Source organism: Ruegeria sp. CJ6 (genome assembly GCF_056536665.1).
This window is the reverse complement of record NZ_JBQFQB010000005.1, coordinates 121,617-137,271: the sequence shown is the minus strand read 5'-3', so window position 1 is coordinate 137,271 and position 15,655 is coordinate 121,617. Positions and strand designations below refer to the sequence as shown.

Annotated in this window: 13 protein-coding genes and 1 pseudogene; 4 read left to right on the top strand and 10 right to left on the bottom strand. The window is 58.8% G+C overall.

Annotated elements, in window-relative coordinates; genetic code table 11:
• Positions 1 to 17: 17 nt before the first annotated feature.
• Complete coding sequence (locus ACR0BT_RS15415) at positions 18 to 1,250, bottom strand: MFS transporter (protein ID WP_170511419.1); 1,233 nt, start codon at positions 1,248 to 1,250, stop codon at positions 18 to 20.
• 79 nt (positions 1,251 to 1,329) lie between these two features.
• Complete coding sequence (locus tag ACR0BT_RS15410) at positions 1,330 to 3,525, bottom strand: primosomal protein N' (RefSeq protein WP_480737243.1); 2,196 nt, start codon at positions 3,523 to 3,525, stop codon at positions 1,330 to 1,332.
• Positions 3,526 to 3,613: 88 nt separating this feature from the next.
• Here ACR0BT_RS15410 and fsa point away from each other — a divergent pair, with 88 nt between their 5' ends.
• From fsa to ACR0BT_RS15390, 4 genes are all read left to right on the top strand, one after another.
• Entirely contained in the window at positions 3,614 to 4,267 is a 654-nt protein-coding gene (fsa, locus tag ACR0BT_RS15405; protein ID WP_170397415.1) for a fructose-6-phosphate aldolase, read from the top strand.
• Between the two features lie 197 nt (positions 4,268 to 4,464).
• Positions 4,465 to 5,172 (top strand): DUF484 family protein, encoded by a 708-nt coding sequence (locus ACR0BT_RS15400; RefSeq protein ID WP_170397417.1) that lies wholly within the window; start codon positions 4,465 to 4,467, stop codon positions 5,170 to 5,172.
• A complete protein-coding gene (locus ACR0BT_RS15395) occupies positions 5,169 to 6,089 on the top strand; it encodes a tyrosine recombinase XerC (RefSeq protein ID WP_170397419.1) in 921 nt (306 codons plus the stop codon). The genes ACR0BT_RS15400 and ACR0BT_RS15395 overlap by 4 nt, the downstream gene beginning before the upstream one ends.
• Positions 6,090 to 6,143: 54 nt before the next feature.
• Positions 6,144 to 6,857 carry a CDP-alcohol phosphatidyltransferase family protein gene (locus ACR0BT_RS15390; RefSeq protein ID WP_170397421.1) on the top strand — a complete coding sequence of 238 codons (714 nt, stop codon included), beginning with the start codon at positions 6,144 to 6,146 and terminating at the stop codon, positions 6,855 to 6,857.
• Here the strand turns inward: ACR0BT_RS15390 and ACR0BT_RS15385 are convergent.
• From ACR0BT_RS15385 to ACR0BT_RS15350, 8 genes and pseudogenes are all read right to left on the bottom strand, one after another.
• Entirely contained in the window at positions 6,842 to 7,309 is a 468-nt protein-coding gene (locus ACR0BT_RS15385) for a hypothetical protein (RefSeq protein ID WP_170397423.1), read from the bottom strand. The two genes, ACR0BT_RS15390 and ACR0BT_RS15385, sit on opposite strands and share 16 nt — an antisense overlap.
• A gap of 76 nt (positions 7,310 to 7,385) precedes the next feature.
• Positions 7,386 to 7,844 (bottom strand): methylated-DNA--[protein]-cysteine S-methyltransferase, encoded by a 459-nt coding sequence (locus tag ACR0BT_RS15380; protein WP_480763544.1) that lies wholly within the window; start codon positions 7,842 to 7,844, stop codon positions 7,386 to 7,388.
• A gap of 137 nt (positions 7,845 to 7,981) precedes the next feature.
• Entirely contained in the window at positions 7,982 to 10,891 is a 2,910-nt protein-coding gene (gene ileS, locus ACR0BT_RS15375) for an isoleucine--tRNA ligase (protein WP_480763543.1), read from the bottom strand.
• Positions 10,892 to 11,055: 164 nt separating this feature from the next.
• Positions 11,056 to 13,764, bottom strand: coding sequence for a DUF2339 domain-containing protein (locus ACR0BT_RS15370; RefSeq protein ID WP_480763542.1), 2,709 nt, complete (start codon positions 13,762 to 13,764; stop codon positions 11,056 to 11,058).
• Between the two features lie 101 nt (positions 13,765 to 13,865).
• Positions 13,866 to 14,357: pseudogene (locus ACR0BT_RS15365) on the bottom strand (DUF2269 family protein).
• Positions 14,357 to 14,653, bottom strand: a complete 297-nt coding sequence (locus ACR0BT_RS15360; RefSeq protein ID WP_480763541.1) for a DoxX-like family protein — start codon at positions 14,651 to 14,653, stop codon at positions 14,357 to 14,359. Before ACR0BT_RS15360 ends, ACR0BT_RS15365 begins: the two are co-directional and overlap by 1 nt.
• The gene (locus tag ACR0BT_RS15355; protein ID WP_480592107.1) at positions 14,650 to 14,850 is read right to left on the bottom strand and encodes an NAD-dependent epimerase/dehydratase family protein; all 201 of its coding nucleotides are present in this window, start codon (positions 14,848 to 14,850) and stop codon (positions 14,650 to 14,652) included. The genes ACR0BT_RS15360 and ACR0BT_RS15355 overlap by 4 nt, the downstream gene beginning before the upstream one ends.
• Positions 14,851 to 14,936: 86 nt before the next feature.
• On the bottom strand, positions 14,937 to 15,647 hold the full coding sequence (locus ACR0BT_RS15350; RefSeq protein WP_170733278.1) for a VIT1/CCC1 transporter family protein: 711 nt from the start codon (positions 15,645 to 15,647) through the stop codon (positions 14,937 to 14,939).
• Between the last annotated feature and the right edge of the window lie 8 nt (positions 15,648 to 15,655).

The window sequence follows — 15,655 nt, the reverse complement described above, 5'->3', positions numbered from 1 at the left end:
AGGTCAAGCGGAGTCGCTTATTCGGCGGGCGCGGGGGCGTATTTCGACAGGATGGTTTCGTTGCCCGGTTCCGGATGACGCGGGATCAGTAGTGACAGCAGAAGCGAGATGATCGCCATTGCAGCGGCCAAACCAAACACTGCGCCGGGCGAAACGACCCATAGCAGACCTAAAAGTGCTGGCAGGAAAACAGCGGCGATATGATTTATGGTAAATGCCACCGCCGCAGTGGGCGCAATATCCGCCGGGTCGGCGATCTTCTGGAAATAAGTTTTCAAAGCCAACGCCAGAGCAAACAGCACATGGTCGATCACATAGAGAATCGCCGCCAGCAGCACGCCCCAGCTAAACCAGTAGATGCCGCCATAGGCTGCGAAAACGATCGCGAGCCCGGCATATTCAAAGATCAGCGTGCGGCGTTCGCCAAACCGCGCGACTGCCTTGCCCAGCAGCGGAGCCGCCATCATGTTGATCATCAGATTGATCAAGTACAGGCTGGTCAGTTCGTGCACTTCAAAGCCGAATTTCTCGACCATCATGAAACCGGCGAACACGACAAAAATCTGCCGCCGCGCGCCCGCCATGAACTGTAATGCATAATACAGCCAGTAGCGGCGGCGTAGGATCAGCTTCTTGGTCTGCGGCGTCGGCGCGTCGAATTGCGGGTAAGCGATCAGGCAAAACAATGCCAGCAAGGCCGTCACGCCGCCCGCCGCCATGAACACGAAGTTATAGGACAGGTCGAAGCGGTCCCATGTCAGAACGATCAACCCATAGACCACAGCCGTCGCAGCCGAGCCCATAGCCACCAGCCAGCCAAGCACCTGCGGCGCACGGTCTTTAGGCAGCCATTGCAGCTGCAGTGACTGGTTCACCGTCTCATAGTAGTGAAACCCGATCGAGCTGAACAGCGTCACAAACAGCAGCCCGCCAAGGCTGGGAAACCAGGCCGTCACCGCCGTCGCCACGCCCAACATCATCAATGAGATCATGGCCAGTACCTGCTCGCGGATGAAAATGATCACCGCAATCACGCCAACGGCCAGAAAGCCCGGAATCTCGCGTACCGTGTGCAAAAGCCCGATATCCGCCCCGTCGAAGTTCGCCGCCTCGATGACGAAATTGTTCAGCAATGCACTCCACGCGTTAAACGCGATCGGCATGGTCAACGCCATCACGAACAAGAGCGTCATAGGGCGGCGCCAGAGCGGAAGACTCTGCGCCTCAGACAAGGGCATAGGTTTCAGCATGAGGATGCTCTACGCCCATTTGTACTTTTTGGCGAGGGGAAAGCGGCCGGCGCACAGCGGCTCTGCACTGATGCAGGGGTCAGTAGAAGCTTTGCGGATCGATATCCACGGTCAGGCGGATATCGCCTTTCAACTTCAACGGGGCGATCCAGCGGGCTATGGCGTCCTGAATAGGCGCACCTTTCGGGGCTTTGACTAACAGCCGGACGCGGTGACGCCCGCGTATGCGCGCGATCGGGGCTGGAGCAGGGCCAAATACCTGAGCACCAACATCGCGCAACGGCGCATCGTTGCGCGCCATGGCGTTGCCGATGTCGAAGACCGGCCCGACCTCGGGGCCAGACAGGACAATCCCGGCCATTCGACCATAAGGCGGCACCCCGGCGGCCTGACGCCCGGCGGCTTCAGCCTTCCAGAACCCTTCTTCATCGCCCGATAGAGTCGCCCGGATCACCGGATGTTCCGGCTGGAATGTCTGCAACAACGCCTGCCCCGGTTTTTCCGCACGACCTGCCCGGCCCGCTACCTGCCGCATCAATTGAAAAGTTCGTTCCGCCGCGCGGAGGTCAGCACCATGCAGGCTAAGGTCCGCATCGATCACCCCAACCAGCGTCAGCTTTGGAAAATTATGTCCTTTGGCCACGAGTTGCGTCCCGATAACGATATCCGCATCGCCTTCGGCAATCTCTTCGATCTTGGCCTTCAGGGCACGAGCCGAACCAAACAGATCAGAGCTGAGCATAGCGATTTTGGCTTCAGGGAACGCCGCCTCGGCTTCTTCTGCCAGCCGTTCAATCCCGGGTCCGACCGGTGCCAGTTTACCCTCGACCCCGCAGGATGGGCAGGCCTCTGGCATTGGCTTGGTCTCACCACATTGATGGCACATCAGACGCTTGAGGAACCGATGTTCAACCATTCGCGCGTCGCAATGATCGCAGGCAATCTGCTCCCCGCACGCCCGGCATAGTGTCACGGGCGCATAGCCACGGCGGTTGATGAACAGCAGTGACTGCTCTTCGCGTTCGATACGCTGTTGCACCGACTGCCGCAGCGAGGGGGAAATCCAAGTCCCGGCCTGCATCTGCTCGGCGCGCATGTCGATCGGCTTCATTTCGGGCAGGACTGCTGCACCAAAACGCGAGGTCAGGTCCAGCCGTTCGTATTTACCCGCCTCGGCATTGGCCCAGCTTTCCAGTGAAGGCGTCGCGCTGGCCAGAATCACCCGCGCTCCGCAGATGGCCGAACGCAGAACGGCCATATCCCGCGCACTATAATGCACCCCATCTTCTTGTTTGTACGAGGTGTCGTGTTCTTCATCGACAACTACGAGACCAAGATCACGAAATGGAAGAAACAGTGCTGACCGGGCCCCAACGACCAGTTGCGCATCACCCTGACCGACCATCCGCCAAACCCGGCGACGTTCGGTCATGGTCGCGCCCGAATGCCACTCAGCCGGACGCGCACCAAATCGCGCCTCGACACGGGTCAGAAATTCAGCCGTAAGCGCGATCTCGGGCAGCAAGACCAGTGCTTGCCGCCCCACGCGCAGGGCCTCGGCGACCGCCTCAAGATAAACCTCGGTCTTGCCCGAGCCCGTCACCCCCTTCAGAAGAGTCGTTCCATAATCTCCCGTCCGTTGCCCAGTCTGAAGCCGCATCACGGCCTCCGCCTGATCCTCGGTCAGGTCCTTTCCCGGCAATTCAGGATCAAGATGAGGATAGGGAAGATCACGCGGGCTGTCCTCTTCACGCACAGCGTTCTGTTTGACCAACCCCTTAATGACCGAAGATGTGACCCCCGCTTGCTCGGCCAGTTCCTTCAGCGTAAAGGCCAAGCCGCCATAGTCTCGCAAAACTTCAAGTACCCGCATTCGTGCGTCGGTCATTCGGTCCGGTTGACCACCGCCCAAACGATAAACCTTGCGCATCGAGGGCGGATCGCCCAACCCCGGCGCGCGCGTTGCTAGCCGCAGCATCGCAGGCATCGGCGTCAGGGTGTAGTCAGCCACTTTCCCCAGAAACACCCGCATTTCTTCACGCATCGGCGCGACCTCAAGCACCCGGTTCACCGACCGCGCCTTGGCCAGATCAAAACCACCCTGCCCCGGCCCCCAAACCACACCCAAGACTTTGCGCGGGCCCAAGGGCACCTCGACAAACGCCCCAAGAAAGCACCCGCCCTCGGGCGCTTTGTAATCCAACGTCCGGTCCAGCGGCTGCGTGGTCAGCACCGCAACCAGCTCTCCTTCGTCGAAAAATCCGTTAGCGCTCACGGCATATCCTTCGCAGGGGGTTCCAGCATGGGTCTCTTTGAGGTAAAGCCATCCGCGACCAAGGCCAACCCATCAAAGGACTGCCCTCATGAAATTCTTCGTAGACACCGCCGAAATCGACGCCATCGCCGAACTGAACGATCTGGGCATGGTGGACGGCGTAACCACTAACCCCTCGCTGATCCTGAAATCGGGCCGCGACATTCTGGAAGTCACCAAAGAGATCTGTGATCTGGTCGACGGCCCCGTCTCGGCCGAAGTTGTCGCCACCGAGGCCGACGACATGATCGCCGAAGGCCGTAAGCTGGCCAAGATCGCGCCCAACATCGCAGTCAAAGTGCCGCTGACATGGGCCGGTTTGAAAACCTGTAAAACACTGACCGACGAAGGCCAGATGGTCAACGTGACCCTGTGCTTCTCGACCAATCAGGCCATTCTGGCCGCCAAGGCGGGCGCGACCTTTATCTCGCCCTTCATCGGACGTCTGGATGATATCAACCTCGATGGCATGGACCTGATCGCAGATATTCGCCAAGTTTATGACAATTACGGGTTCGAGACCGAAATCCTCGCCGCCTCGATCCGCACCGTAAACCACGTGACCGATAGTGCCCGCATCGGGGCTGACGTGATTACAGCACCTCCGGGCGTGATCAAAAAACTGGCCGACCACCCGCTGACCGACAAAGGCCTTGAAACTTTCCTGGCCGACTGGGCCAAGACAGGTCAGAAAATCCTCTGATCCCAAGCATTGCCGCGCGGTGCCATCAGGCACCGCGCCCGGCCCAACGGCAAAAGCTGATCTTTGATCAGCGCCGGGCAGGCGGGAGCGCCCGCCACAGCAGCGATGAAATTCGCCTTTCGCGTGCATTTTTCCCAAGGCAAATCCAGCAACCCATGTTATAAGCCCGCCAAACAAAAAAACCGACCGGACGGGACATGAGCAGCGATCCTAAACTCAAGGACAATCTCCGCGCCGCAATTCTGGCTGAGCCTGACGCCGTGCTGGATGACAAAGACCTGATGCAGGCCTTGGTGGCTGCAAATGAGCAGGCGCGTGGTGACAACGTTATCGACCTGCGCGGTATCGCCATGCAGCGGCTTGAGGCGCGTCTTGACCGCCTTGAGGACACTCATCGCTCGGTGATCGCTGCCGCGTATGAGAACTTGGCGGGCACAAATCAGGTGCATCGCGCCATTCTTCGCCTGTTGGAGCCAACCGTGTTCGAGGATTTCCTGCGCGCGCTAGGCAATGACGTGGCCGAAATCCTGCGAGTCGATCACATCACTCTGGTCCTCGAAACAACCGTCGTACGCGATGATCCGGTAGTGAACCAGCTCGGCGGCGTGCTGACTGTGGCTGAGCCCGGCTTTATCGATAGCTATCTGACCGCTGACCGCAACGGTCAGCCGCGCGAGGTTACCTTGCGCGAAATCCGCCATCCCAATCCGCAAGTTTACGGTAAACAAGCCGATCAGCTACGATCCGAGGCCTGCCTGAAACTCGATCTTGGCACTGGCCGCCTACCCGGCATGATTGTCATGGGCGCGCGCGACCCGAGGCATTTCTCACCTCAGCTTGGCACTGATCTTCTTGCCTTCTTTGCCGGCGTGTTCGAACGCTCTATGCGCCACTGGCTGTCGTGAGCCTGATTTCCCCAGCCTGCCGCGATGCTCTGCAGCATTGGCTGGACAGTCTGGGGGCGCTGGCGGGGCGGTCTGAAAATACGCTCAACGCCTATCGCGGCGACGTGACAGAATTCCTGTCCTTCATGACCTTGCATCACAGCGAGCGCCAAGGGCTGGCCGCGCTGGAACGCATCAGCGTTTCTGACATGCGGGCCTGGATGGCAGAGCAGCGAAATTCTGATGTCGGCGCGCGATCTCTGGCGCGCAAGCTTTCTGCCGTCAAAACCTTCTATCGCTGGTTGGCCGAACGCGAAGGGTTCGAACCTACTGCGGTGCTGTCCACCCGAGCGCCCAAATTTACCAAGAAACTGCCCCGACCTCTGGCCGAAGATGCCGCGCGCGCAATGATCGACACGGTCGAGCTACAATCCTCATCGGACTGGGTCGCTGCACGGGATGTTGCGGTTGTGACGCTCCTCTACGGGTGCGGGTTGCGGATTTCCGAGGCGTTGTCTTTGACCGGTGTGGACGCTCCTCTGCCAGAAACGCTGCGCATATCGGGTAAGGGCGATAAGGAAAGAATCGTACCGGTCTTGCCTGCCGCTCGGGCTTCGGTGGATCGCTATCTTCACCTCTGCCCACATCCGCAATCCCCTGATAAGGCGTTGTTCCGAGGTGTCAGGGGCGGCCCGCTCAACCCCGGAATCATTCAGGCTGTGGTCGCCAAGGCACGGATGCAACTTGGCCTTCCCGCAACAGCCACCCCGCACGCGATGCGCCACAGCTTTGCCACCCATCTGTTGTCTGCGGGCGGCGACCTGCGCGCGATCCAAGAGCTTTTGGGTCACGCCTCGCTTTCAACCACGCAGACCTATACCGCAGTCGATACGGCCCGGTTGATGGAAGTCTATAACCGCACGCACCCAAAAGCCTGAAGCAAAGACCCTTTTTGCTTTGCATCTGCGCCTTGCTTCCGTCATGACACCACCATGACACTCAGATTCAAAGCGCTTTCCGTTCATCTCTTCACCGCCACAGGTGCCGTTTTCGCAATGCTCGCCATGTTGGCAGCAGTCGAAGAGAAATGGAGCCTGATGTATCTCTGGCTCGTTGTCTCGTTCATCGTCGATGGCATCGATGGCCCGCTGGCGCGGCACTATCACGTTAAGAAGAACGCACCCGAGTTTGACGGGGTATTGCTGGATCTGATCATCGACTATCTGACCTACGTGTTCATTCCCGCTTTCGCCTTGTTTAAGTCAGGTCTGATGGACGGCTGGACCGGCTGGTTCGCAATCATCGTCATCACCTTTGCAAGCGCGATGTACTTTGCGGATACCCGCATGAAAACCAAGGATAATTCCTTCTCTGGCTTTCCAGGCTGCTGGAACATGTTCGTCATTGTGATCTTCGCCCTGGAGCCCAACTTCTGGGTCATCCTGCTGCTGGTCACCTTGCTGTCTGTCGCAATGTTCCTGCCGCTGAAATTCATTCACCCAGTCCGGACCGAGCGTTGGCGCACCCTGTCATTGCCTATGGCTTTTGCGTGGACATTCTTTGCAGGCTGGGCCGCCTGGGTCGACTTTCACCCCGAAAGCTGGGCCCATTGGGGGCTGGTGATCACCAGCTTGTATTTGGTCTCGGCCGGTATTGCGCAGCAGATCATTCCGCCGCGCAAGGCCCGGGATTACAAGACTTCCTGAACCTCGAACTCAGTCCCGTTATGGGTGAACACGTCACCCTCTTGCAGGCCAACCATAGCCAGATAGATTGGGCTTTGGGTCGAAATGCCCATGTAGGTTTTGCCGTCCACCTCAAACCGAGTCGTTGAGACACATACGACGAAGCGGCGATTGTTGAACTTGATTACGGCGCCGGGCTGCACCGTATCCGTGAGGCCAAAATCGGTGTTCTCGATCACGTCAATCTTGGCGTGATGCGCATGAACAGGCGCATCAAAGGCGGCCGCCAGATCTGCATTCTCGCGCGAGGCAGCGATGTCGTCCTTGTCATGCCCTTCTCGGTCATCCAACTGCGAGTCCTTAAGGAAGGCATCATAATGTGCCTGTGCGGTTGCCAGTTCCTGTTCTTCCAAAGACATCAGATGATCGATGATGGCTTTCTTGCGTGCGGCGGGGTCTGTCTGGCCGGTCATTCAATTCGGTCCTTCAAATTCACTATTCGATATAGGTTGGGGCCGTGCCGCTCCGATTGCAACAGATAAGTACCGATCAGATCAACAGGCTGGCAGCACCTTCGTGACGCAGCAGAGCCACTTTGGTCTCAACACCGCCGTGGCCTGAAAAACCAACCATCTTCCCATCTGCACCCAGAACCCGGTGACAGGGAATAATGATGGGGATGGGATTTCCCCCGCATCCGCGCCCAACCGCCTGCGCCGAGTAGCCAAGGTCGTTAGCCAACTCGCCATAGGTGCGCGTATCACCAAATGGGATAGCATACATTGCATCGCACACCTGACGTTGAAATTCCGATCCCTTGATCCGGCAGGGCAGTTCGAACTGCTGCAAACGCCCTTCGTCATAGGCACGCAACTGCGCCGCCGCTTCTCGCAGAACCGGGGTGGCTAGACCTTCGTCACGGCCATTCCAGACAAGACGCGTGATGGCGCCGTCGGTCTCTTCTACACCAAGGCAACCAAACTGAGTTTCTACGGCGATCATCGGCATAAGAGAACGGTTGCAGATGTTTCACCACACCTGCAACCCGCATCCTGACGATCCGCCTCTTCATCTGGCCAAAAATACCTCGGAGCGCGAGGCAGAGCCTCGCATCAGCGATCTCTCTCTCGCGCTCCGTTCGAATGTCAGCTCAGCGCCTCGTTGCAGCGCCCGCATACGCCCGGATGGGCGTGCAGCCCAACATCAGGAAGGATTTTCCAGCAGCGCTGGCATTTGTCACCTTGGGCTTTTTCGAACACTACAGCTACGCCCTCGATTTCCGGCACTCGGAACGCCTCGGCCGGGGCCGGATCGCCTGTGACGGCCAGACCAGAAGTGATGCACATGTCATCCACGTCGAAGGTCGCAAGCAAATCGCGGGTTTCCTGATCTTCGACATGCACGATCGGTGCGGCCTCAAGGCTGGATCCGATCACCTTGTCCTGACGTTGAATTTCCAGCGCTGCGGTTACGGCGCGGCGAACGCGGCGGACTTTGGCCATGCTGGCTTCCAGTTCTTCATGGCGCCAATCAGCGGGTGTTTCAGGGAAATCCATTAAATGGACCGAACTATCATCGGCCGGGAACCGTTCCAGCCAGACCTCTTCCATAGTGAAGACCAGAACTGGGGCCAGCCATGTGGTCAGACGGTGGAATAGGATATCCAGCACAGTCCGCGCGGCACGGCGGCGTAGGCTGTCACCGTCGCAATAAAGCGCGTCTTTACGGACATCGAAATAGAACGATGACAGATCAACCGTGGCGAATGTGAATACGGCGCTGAATACACCCTGGAAGTCAAATGCTGCATAACCTTTGCGCACCTGCTCATCCAGATCGGACAGTCGGCTTAACACCCAGCGCTCCAGGCGCGGCATATCTTCAGGCGCAACCCGATCCGCTTCGGTGAAGTCCGCCAGCGAGCCCAGCATGAACCGCATGGTATTGCGCAGGCGGCGATAGCTGTCGGCTGTCCCTTTCAGGATCTCCGGTCCGATCCGCTGGTCGGCGGTGTAATCGGTCTGAGCCACCCACAAGCGCAGGATATCGGCGCCGTATTGTTTAACGACCTCTTCCGGCACGATGGTGTTGCCCAGCGATTTGGACATCTTGTTGCCCTTGGAATCCAGCGTAAATCCGTGGGTCACTACGTTGCGGTATGGTGCACGCCCCTTGGTGCCGCAAGCCTGCAGCATCGACGAATGGAACCAACCGCGGTGCTGGTCGGTGCCTTCCATATAGACGTCAGCGATGCCGTCCGCGGTCCCGTCCTCACGATCACGCAGCACAAAGGCATGGGTCGAGCCAGAGTCGAACCACACATCCAGCACGTCAAAAACCTGATCGTAGTCGTCGGGGTTCGCGATACCGTCGAGGATCTTCTCCTTGAACCCGTCCGTGTACCAGACGTCTGCGCCATCCTTCTCAAACGCGGCTTTGATGCGGGCATTGAGTTCGTCATTGCGCAGCAGGTAGTCCGCGTCGGTCGGCAATGCCCCCTTCTTGGTGAAGCAGGTCAGCGGCACGCCCCAGGCGCGTTGGCGCGACAGAACCCAGTCCGGGCGTGTTTCGATCATGGAATATAGACGGTTGCGGCCGGTCTGCGGCGTCCATTTCACCAGTTCATCAATCGAGCGCAGGGCACGTTCACGGATGGAGTCGCCCATCTCGCCCATGCCGTCCTCCAGCTTGCGGTCAACCGAGGCAAACCACTGCGGCGTGTTGCGGTAGATGATCGGCGCCTTCGAGCGCCACGAATGCGGATAGCTGTGCTTGATTTTGCCACGCGCCAGCAGCCCGCCAACCTCGACCAGCTTGTCGATGACGGCCTTGTTGGCATCACCCTCACCGCCCTTACGAGACAGGATGTATTTGCCACCAAAGAACGGCAGATCAGCGCGGAACGAGCCATCGTCCATCACGTTATAGGTGATGACCTGCTCCAGCATGCCCAGATCGCGATAAAGCTCGAATTCCTCCATCCCGTGCGAAGGTGCACAGTGGACGAAACCGGTCCCTTCGGTGTCGGTCACAAACTCAGCGGCGCGGAAATCGCGGATGTCGTCCCATTCGCCATTGCCACCTTCGGCCCCGGCCAGCGGGTGTGCCAGTTGGATCTTGGCCAAATCCTCCCGCGTGACATCGCACAGACGACGGTACATCGTATCGTCCAGACGCGCGCGGGCAAACACATCCGCCGCGCGGTCATCGGCCAGTAGATAGCGTTCACCGATCCGCGCCCAGCACTCCTCGGGGCGGCCGATGACTTCGTAGAGGCCGTAGGAGATATCCTCGCCATAGACCACGGCCTTATTCGAGGGCATCGTCCATGGGGTCGTCGTCCAGATCACCACATAAGCGTTGTCCAGCGTCACATCGCCGGTGTTCACAACCTTGAACTTCACCCAGATGGTGAAGCTTTCCTTGTCGTGATACTCGACCTCGGCTTCGGCCAGCGCGGTCTTTTCGATGGGGGACCACATCACGGGCTTGGAGCCCTGATAGAGCGTGCCATTCATCAGGAACTTCATGAACTCGTCGGCGATCACGGCCTCGGCATGGTAATCCATGGTGATATAAGGATCGGGCCAGTTGCCGGTGATGCCCAGACGCTTGAACTCTTCGCGTTGGATGTCGATCCAGCCTTCGGCGAACTTGCGGCACTCCTGACGGAAGTCGACGATGTTCACCTCGTCTTTGTTCTTGCCCTTCTTGCGGTACTGTTCCTCGATCTTCCATTCGATGGGCAGGCCATGGCAGTCCCAGCCGGGTACATAGCGTGAATCGTAGCCCATCATCTGATGGGACCGAACAATCATGTCCTTGATGGTCTTGTTCAGTGCGTGGCCGATATGCAGATGGCCGTTCGCGTAAGGAGGGCCGTCATGCAGGGTAAAAGGTTTGCGACCCTCTTTCTCGCGAAGGCGGTCATAGACGCCGATCTTTTCCCAGCGGTCCAGCCATGCTGGCTCGCGCTTGGGCAGGCCTGCACGCATGGGGAATTCGGTTTTCGGCAGGTTCAGCGTGTCTTTGTAGTCAGGTGTTTCGGCGCACATTTGGGGCGTCCTCAGGATGTTCTGGTCGTGTATGGATCGAAGCGGTCAGTGCGATAACTCAAGCACCTTTGCCCGGCGTCTCGCGATATCAGAGCGCCGGGGATATAATTCGAATAATGATGGCCAGCCGGTCAAACATGGCCGCGCTTATAGGACGCCTGCTCTCAATGGTCCAGAGGTTCCGGGTCTTGCGACGAATGGCGCAGCTTGGCCCAGCGATTGAGCCATGCAAGACCCGCCAGCGCGAGACCGAGCGCCAACAGCGAAAACACCCGGATCAGCCCGCCCAATCCGGCAATATCGATCAGAAACACCTTGGCCACCGCGAGGCCAATCACGGCCAAACCGGCCTTGCGCATCAAATCGGACCGGCGGGCCAGCGACTGGTAGAACAACCCTGCGCCGACCACCAACAAGGTGATGGTGTATGAATAAAGCTCGGGCTGGGTGACGCCGTTGCCTTCATACATGCCACCCGCCCCCTGCCAGACATGACGGATTGTAAGCCCCAGCCAAAAAGCGATCAGGGCACCGGCGACCCCATAACTGATCTGCTTCAGTAGCACGGGCTGCGTCACGACGCGCCAAGCCGAAAAGCCGATGGCCAGCGCAGGCAACAGATAGGCCACCGCCAACGTGTTCAGCACCGGCGGGCCGAGCACGGGATCGGCAAATGGGTCGAGCAACGGGTTAGCCTCAGACAAAGCCTGAACTAGACGCATCATGCCGTGTGCCGCAAAGAACGCCGCGAGCGCGTAACGCGCGTAGTTCAACTTACCGCCAAGCTCGAACCGCTGTATTTGTGCAAAAGCCAGCAGCAGCCAGATCACCGCCAGCAGCCCCAGCCCCCAATGGCTGTCTGTCGCGCCGCCTTCTCCGAAGCTTTCCAGCCAGCGCAGCAACAAGAGCGATAGCAGTATTCCCGCCGTTGCCCAGGCCGCGCTTTCAAGCAGCAATGAGGCAATCGGGCGGTCCAAGGACCTTAGCAACGCCCACCCCATGATGAACCCGGCAACCGCCACTGCATAGACCAAGGTCATTTCGATCAACGGCGCGGTTTCGGCCCAATCGAGCCCCGGGTCGAGCACAAGCCGTACGGTCACCGTGAACACACCCGCCCAAATGAACCAACTCATCGGAGCCAGAACAAATCGCCGGTCCAGCGCCGCGGCCACAACAATCATGGCGACAAGTGCTACCGTCAAAGCGGCAGAGCTGAGTACGATGATGCAGGCAAAGCTAACGCACGATAGCGCAGACAGAGTTGCCAGGGCAGGCCGCATCCGTTTCTCACCATCGGCCCGCGCAAACCGTTCGGCCAAAACCACCATCATCGCGCCTAATGCGATTGCGTGTAAGGCCCACGCATAAGCTCCGATCACGTTTGCAGGCTGCCATCCTACTTCAAGCGCGATCGCCAGCGTCGGGGCATATAGGGCTGCACCACCGGCCCAGACCACAGCGTAGCGCCCGGCGTGGAAGGACCGCCACGCAGCGAGCACGCTGATCAAGGCCCCGAGGGCAACCAATAGCGTGACTACCCAAGGATAATCGGCCTCGGCCGTTTCCACGTATGTGTCGGCAAAGCCGCGCCACACGGAGCCACCGTCCAACCCGTGCAGCAGAACAAACCAGATCAGACCCAACGCAGGCAGCACCGTCACATCCTGCAACGCACGCGCAGCTTTTGTCCAAAGGATCAGCGCCAGTATCAAAGCGGTTAACAGAGCAACGCCCAGCCAAAACTCACCGCTTGAATCCGACCAATGCAGCGACAGGATGATGGAACTGGTGAGAACCGCACCAAAGGCAATTCGGGTTGGAAACACGGGCCATGGAATCCCTTTCCGTCGCCGAATGACTTCAGCAATCATCGGGCCGGTGTGGTCGGGCCAGATACTGCGCACGGGTATCGCCATCGCAATAAGCGCCAGTGCTGTCACACAGGTCAGATATCCCGGTTCCGTGGAGGGGGAAGACAGCACCAGCAAAAACGCCGCCCCGTATGCACCTACTAGCGTCAAAATGGAAATCCATACCCAACGCCTGACGGTATCGATACCCAAGCCCAAAATGGCGATGATAAAGAAATAACCATAAAGCCAATTGGGATCGTCCGATGCGCCTCCAACCAAAAAGGGCGCGGCAAAGGCTCCAATTAGGCCTACGGCGGCGAGCAGCGGCCCGTGGAACCATCCCAAGACCAACGCAAACAGAGCGATGATAACGAGACCGGCCAGAGCGGCCTCGGGGCCGATCAGATCATAAAGCTGGCGCGCGGCCAGAACCCCTCCGAACAGGGTCACCAGACCTGCGCCCGAGAAGACCGATGGTAAATAAGCGGTCGACGCGTCCTCGTCATCGCCAAAGCGGCGGCGGATCACTTCACCTGACCCAATCAGCAGAAGGCCAAAGATCAGGGCTGCGGCGACCCGCGCGGTGGGTGGCAACAGCCCGTTCTCAACCCCGTACTGAACCAGAAAAATCCCTGCCAACGCCAGTGACAACGCCGAAACCGCATAGAACCAGTTTTCACGCATCCACGCGCCCAGCACGGCAATCTTTTCCTCACGAAAAACGATGGTGGCAGGAGGATCGTCAGCCTCAGAGGCCTGCGGCATATCCGATTGATTTTCGTCAGTGGCAGATGAAGTTTTTGCCGCTGCCCAAGGATCAGGCTTGGTTTGCGTCGTCGTCGGCTCCGGCCTTGATGTCTTGGAGGTTTCGGCGCCGCTTTCCGGTATTTGCCTGGCCAATTGCCGCTCAAGCTGTTCGACGCGCTTACGCAACCGCGATTGACCAATCAGCAAAGCGATGATCGAAACAGGAATGGCCAGAACGATCAGACCAACGAGGACAAGCAAGGATTCCAACCGAGACCTCCGGGATGCGATGAGCCAAACGTACCGTGCAGACAGGCTGGTTTATAGTCTGGAAATCCGCATGGATACCGCCTGCTGCTCAGGTAATCGGCCTAGAAAAGCAGGATGTGAGGGCGTGCCAGCATCAGCCAAGGGATCGCCAGCACTGCGGCAAAGGCCGGAATACCGCAAGCGAACCATCTGCGGAACAGTTTGTAGTAACTGCTTGGCAAGGAGGTACCATCCCGATCAGCCTGCCTCGCATAATCCCTCAGACGCACCTAAATCCAAACCACCGGCAGCCAGAACAGGCCGGTCAGTACGTAAAGCAACAGTGATATCGCGATCCGACCCTCCGACAGCAACCAGCCCAGTTGCCAGCCCAGTTGCCAGGCCAGCAACACGCCGGTGATCAGCTGGAAAATGACTGAGGTGGCCGTAAAAACTGTGTCGGCCAGCACCGCGATTCCCGCCGTATGAGCAATCACCCGAGCATCCGCCGTTCGGTGCGCGATAAGCATGAAAAAAGCGATACCCGCGCCGGTACCCAGAAGAACGCACGCTCCGATCACGTGCAGCCAACGCAGGATCAGGTCCGGGTCCATCAGCGGCTCTCCAACATGGATCGCGCGATCAGTGATAGCATCAAAGCCGGTGCTATCTTGACCAACGATCCCAAAGGGTCGAGCAACAGTTCTGGCTCCGTCAACGTGGCGGCGATCAGATAGAAAGCGGCGATTGCAGCCTGCGCGAGGCAAGCGCGTGCGGCCCACAGACGCCACAAGATTGCCAGCCCCAGCGCGATATTGATCATCGACCAAAACACCACGCTCGTGTTGGCAATCCCAATGGGCCAACCATTGCGCGAGAGTATCTCGGCTGCCCGCGATAGCCCCGTCAATCCGCCGCCGACTTGAAATCACGTAGATCCCCCGAGATCAGCGCAATATCCGGAAGGACCCTCTCAGCCGTCTTCTGGCTGCGCACAAGCCCCTTCACACAGGCGCCATCCGCATGCAGCGACCGAACGACCGCAGCACCGATGAAGCCATAAGCGCCTAGCACCAAAACAGTTTTTTCAGGATGATCCGTTGCCACGAGGTGCCTCGCAATGGTTTACAACACCCTAGCGGGTCAGATTCTGAGGACCAGCCTGATCACCCCGTCCGCGACAACAGCACCATTCAGGGGTGAAACAACGAGCCAACCCAGAAGGCGATAGCTGCCGCCGCACCCCCGATCAGCAGGGTTTCTCCGCCTGATCGCCACCAGGGGGCAAGCGACCACCGGCTTTTCATCGCGCCAATGGCAAAGAATACGCCCGCAGTCATCCAGGCTGATACCGTGAACGCATCTGCAACGGATAAGAGGAACGGCAACAACGGAATCATCCCCGCGATCAGAAAGGCAAAGAACGTCGCCATCGCGGCTTTGAGGGGATGCGGGTCGACGCTGCCCAGCCCGTATTCGCCCTCGATCATCAGGTCGACCCAATTGTCGTGGTTCGAAGTGATTTCAGCCGTCGCGTCATCCAGAACGCTGCCTGAAAGGCCTTTTTGTGCGAGGATTTCGCGCACCTCCTTTCGCTCGCCATCCGGATACAACTTGATATGCCGTTCCTCGATGGCTCGAATACGGTGGATGTTATCGAGCTCGGCCTTGGTTCCCGAGTAGTTGCCCGCCGCCATCGAGAAACCATCCGCCAGCACGTTGGCCAGCCCAAGTGCCACGATGACAAAAGGCGACAACCCTGCCCCGGCCACCCCGGCAACGATCGCGAATGTCGTGACTGAGCCATCGATGCCGCCATAAACCACATCGCGCAGAACCCCACGACCCGGAGGCGCATTGATCCGTTCGAAAATCTCTTGCTGGCTGTGGCCGTGTTCGGTCATGGCTGGCT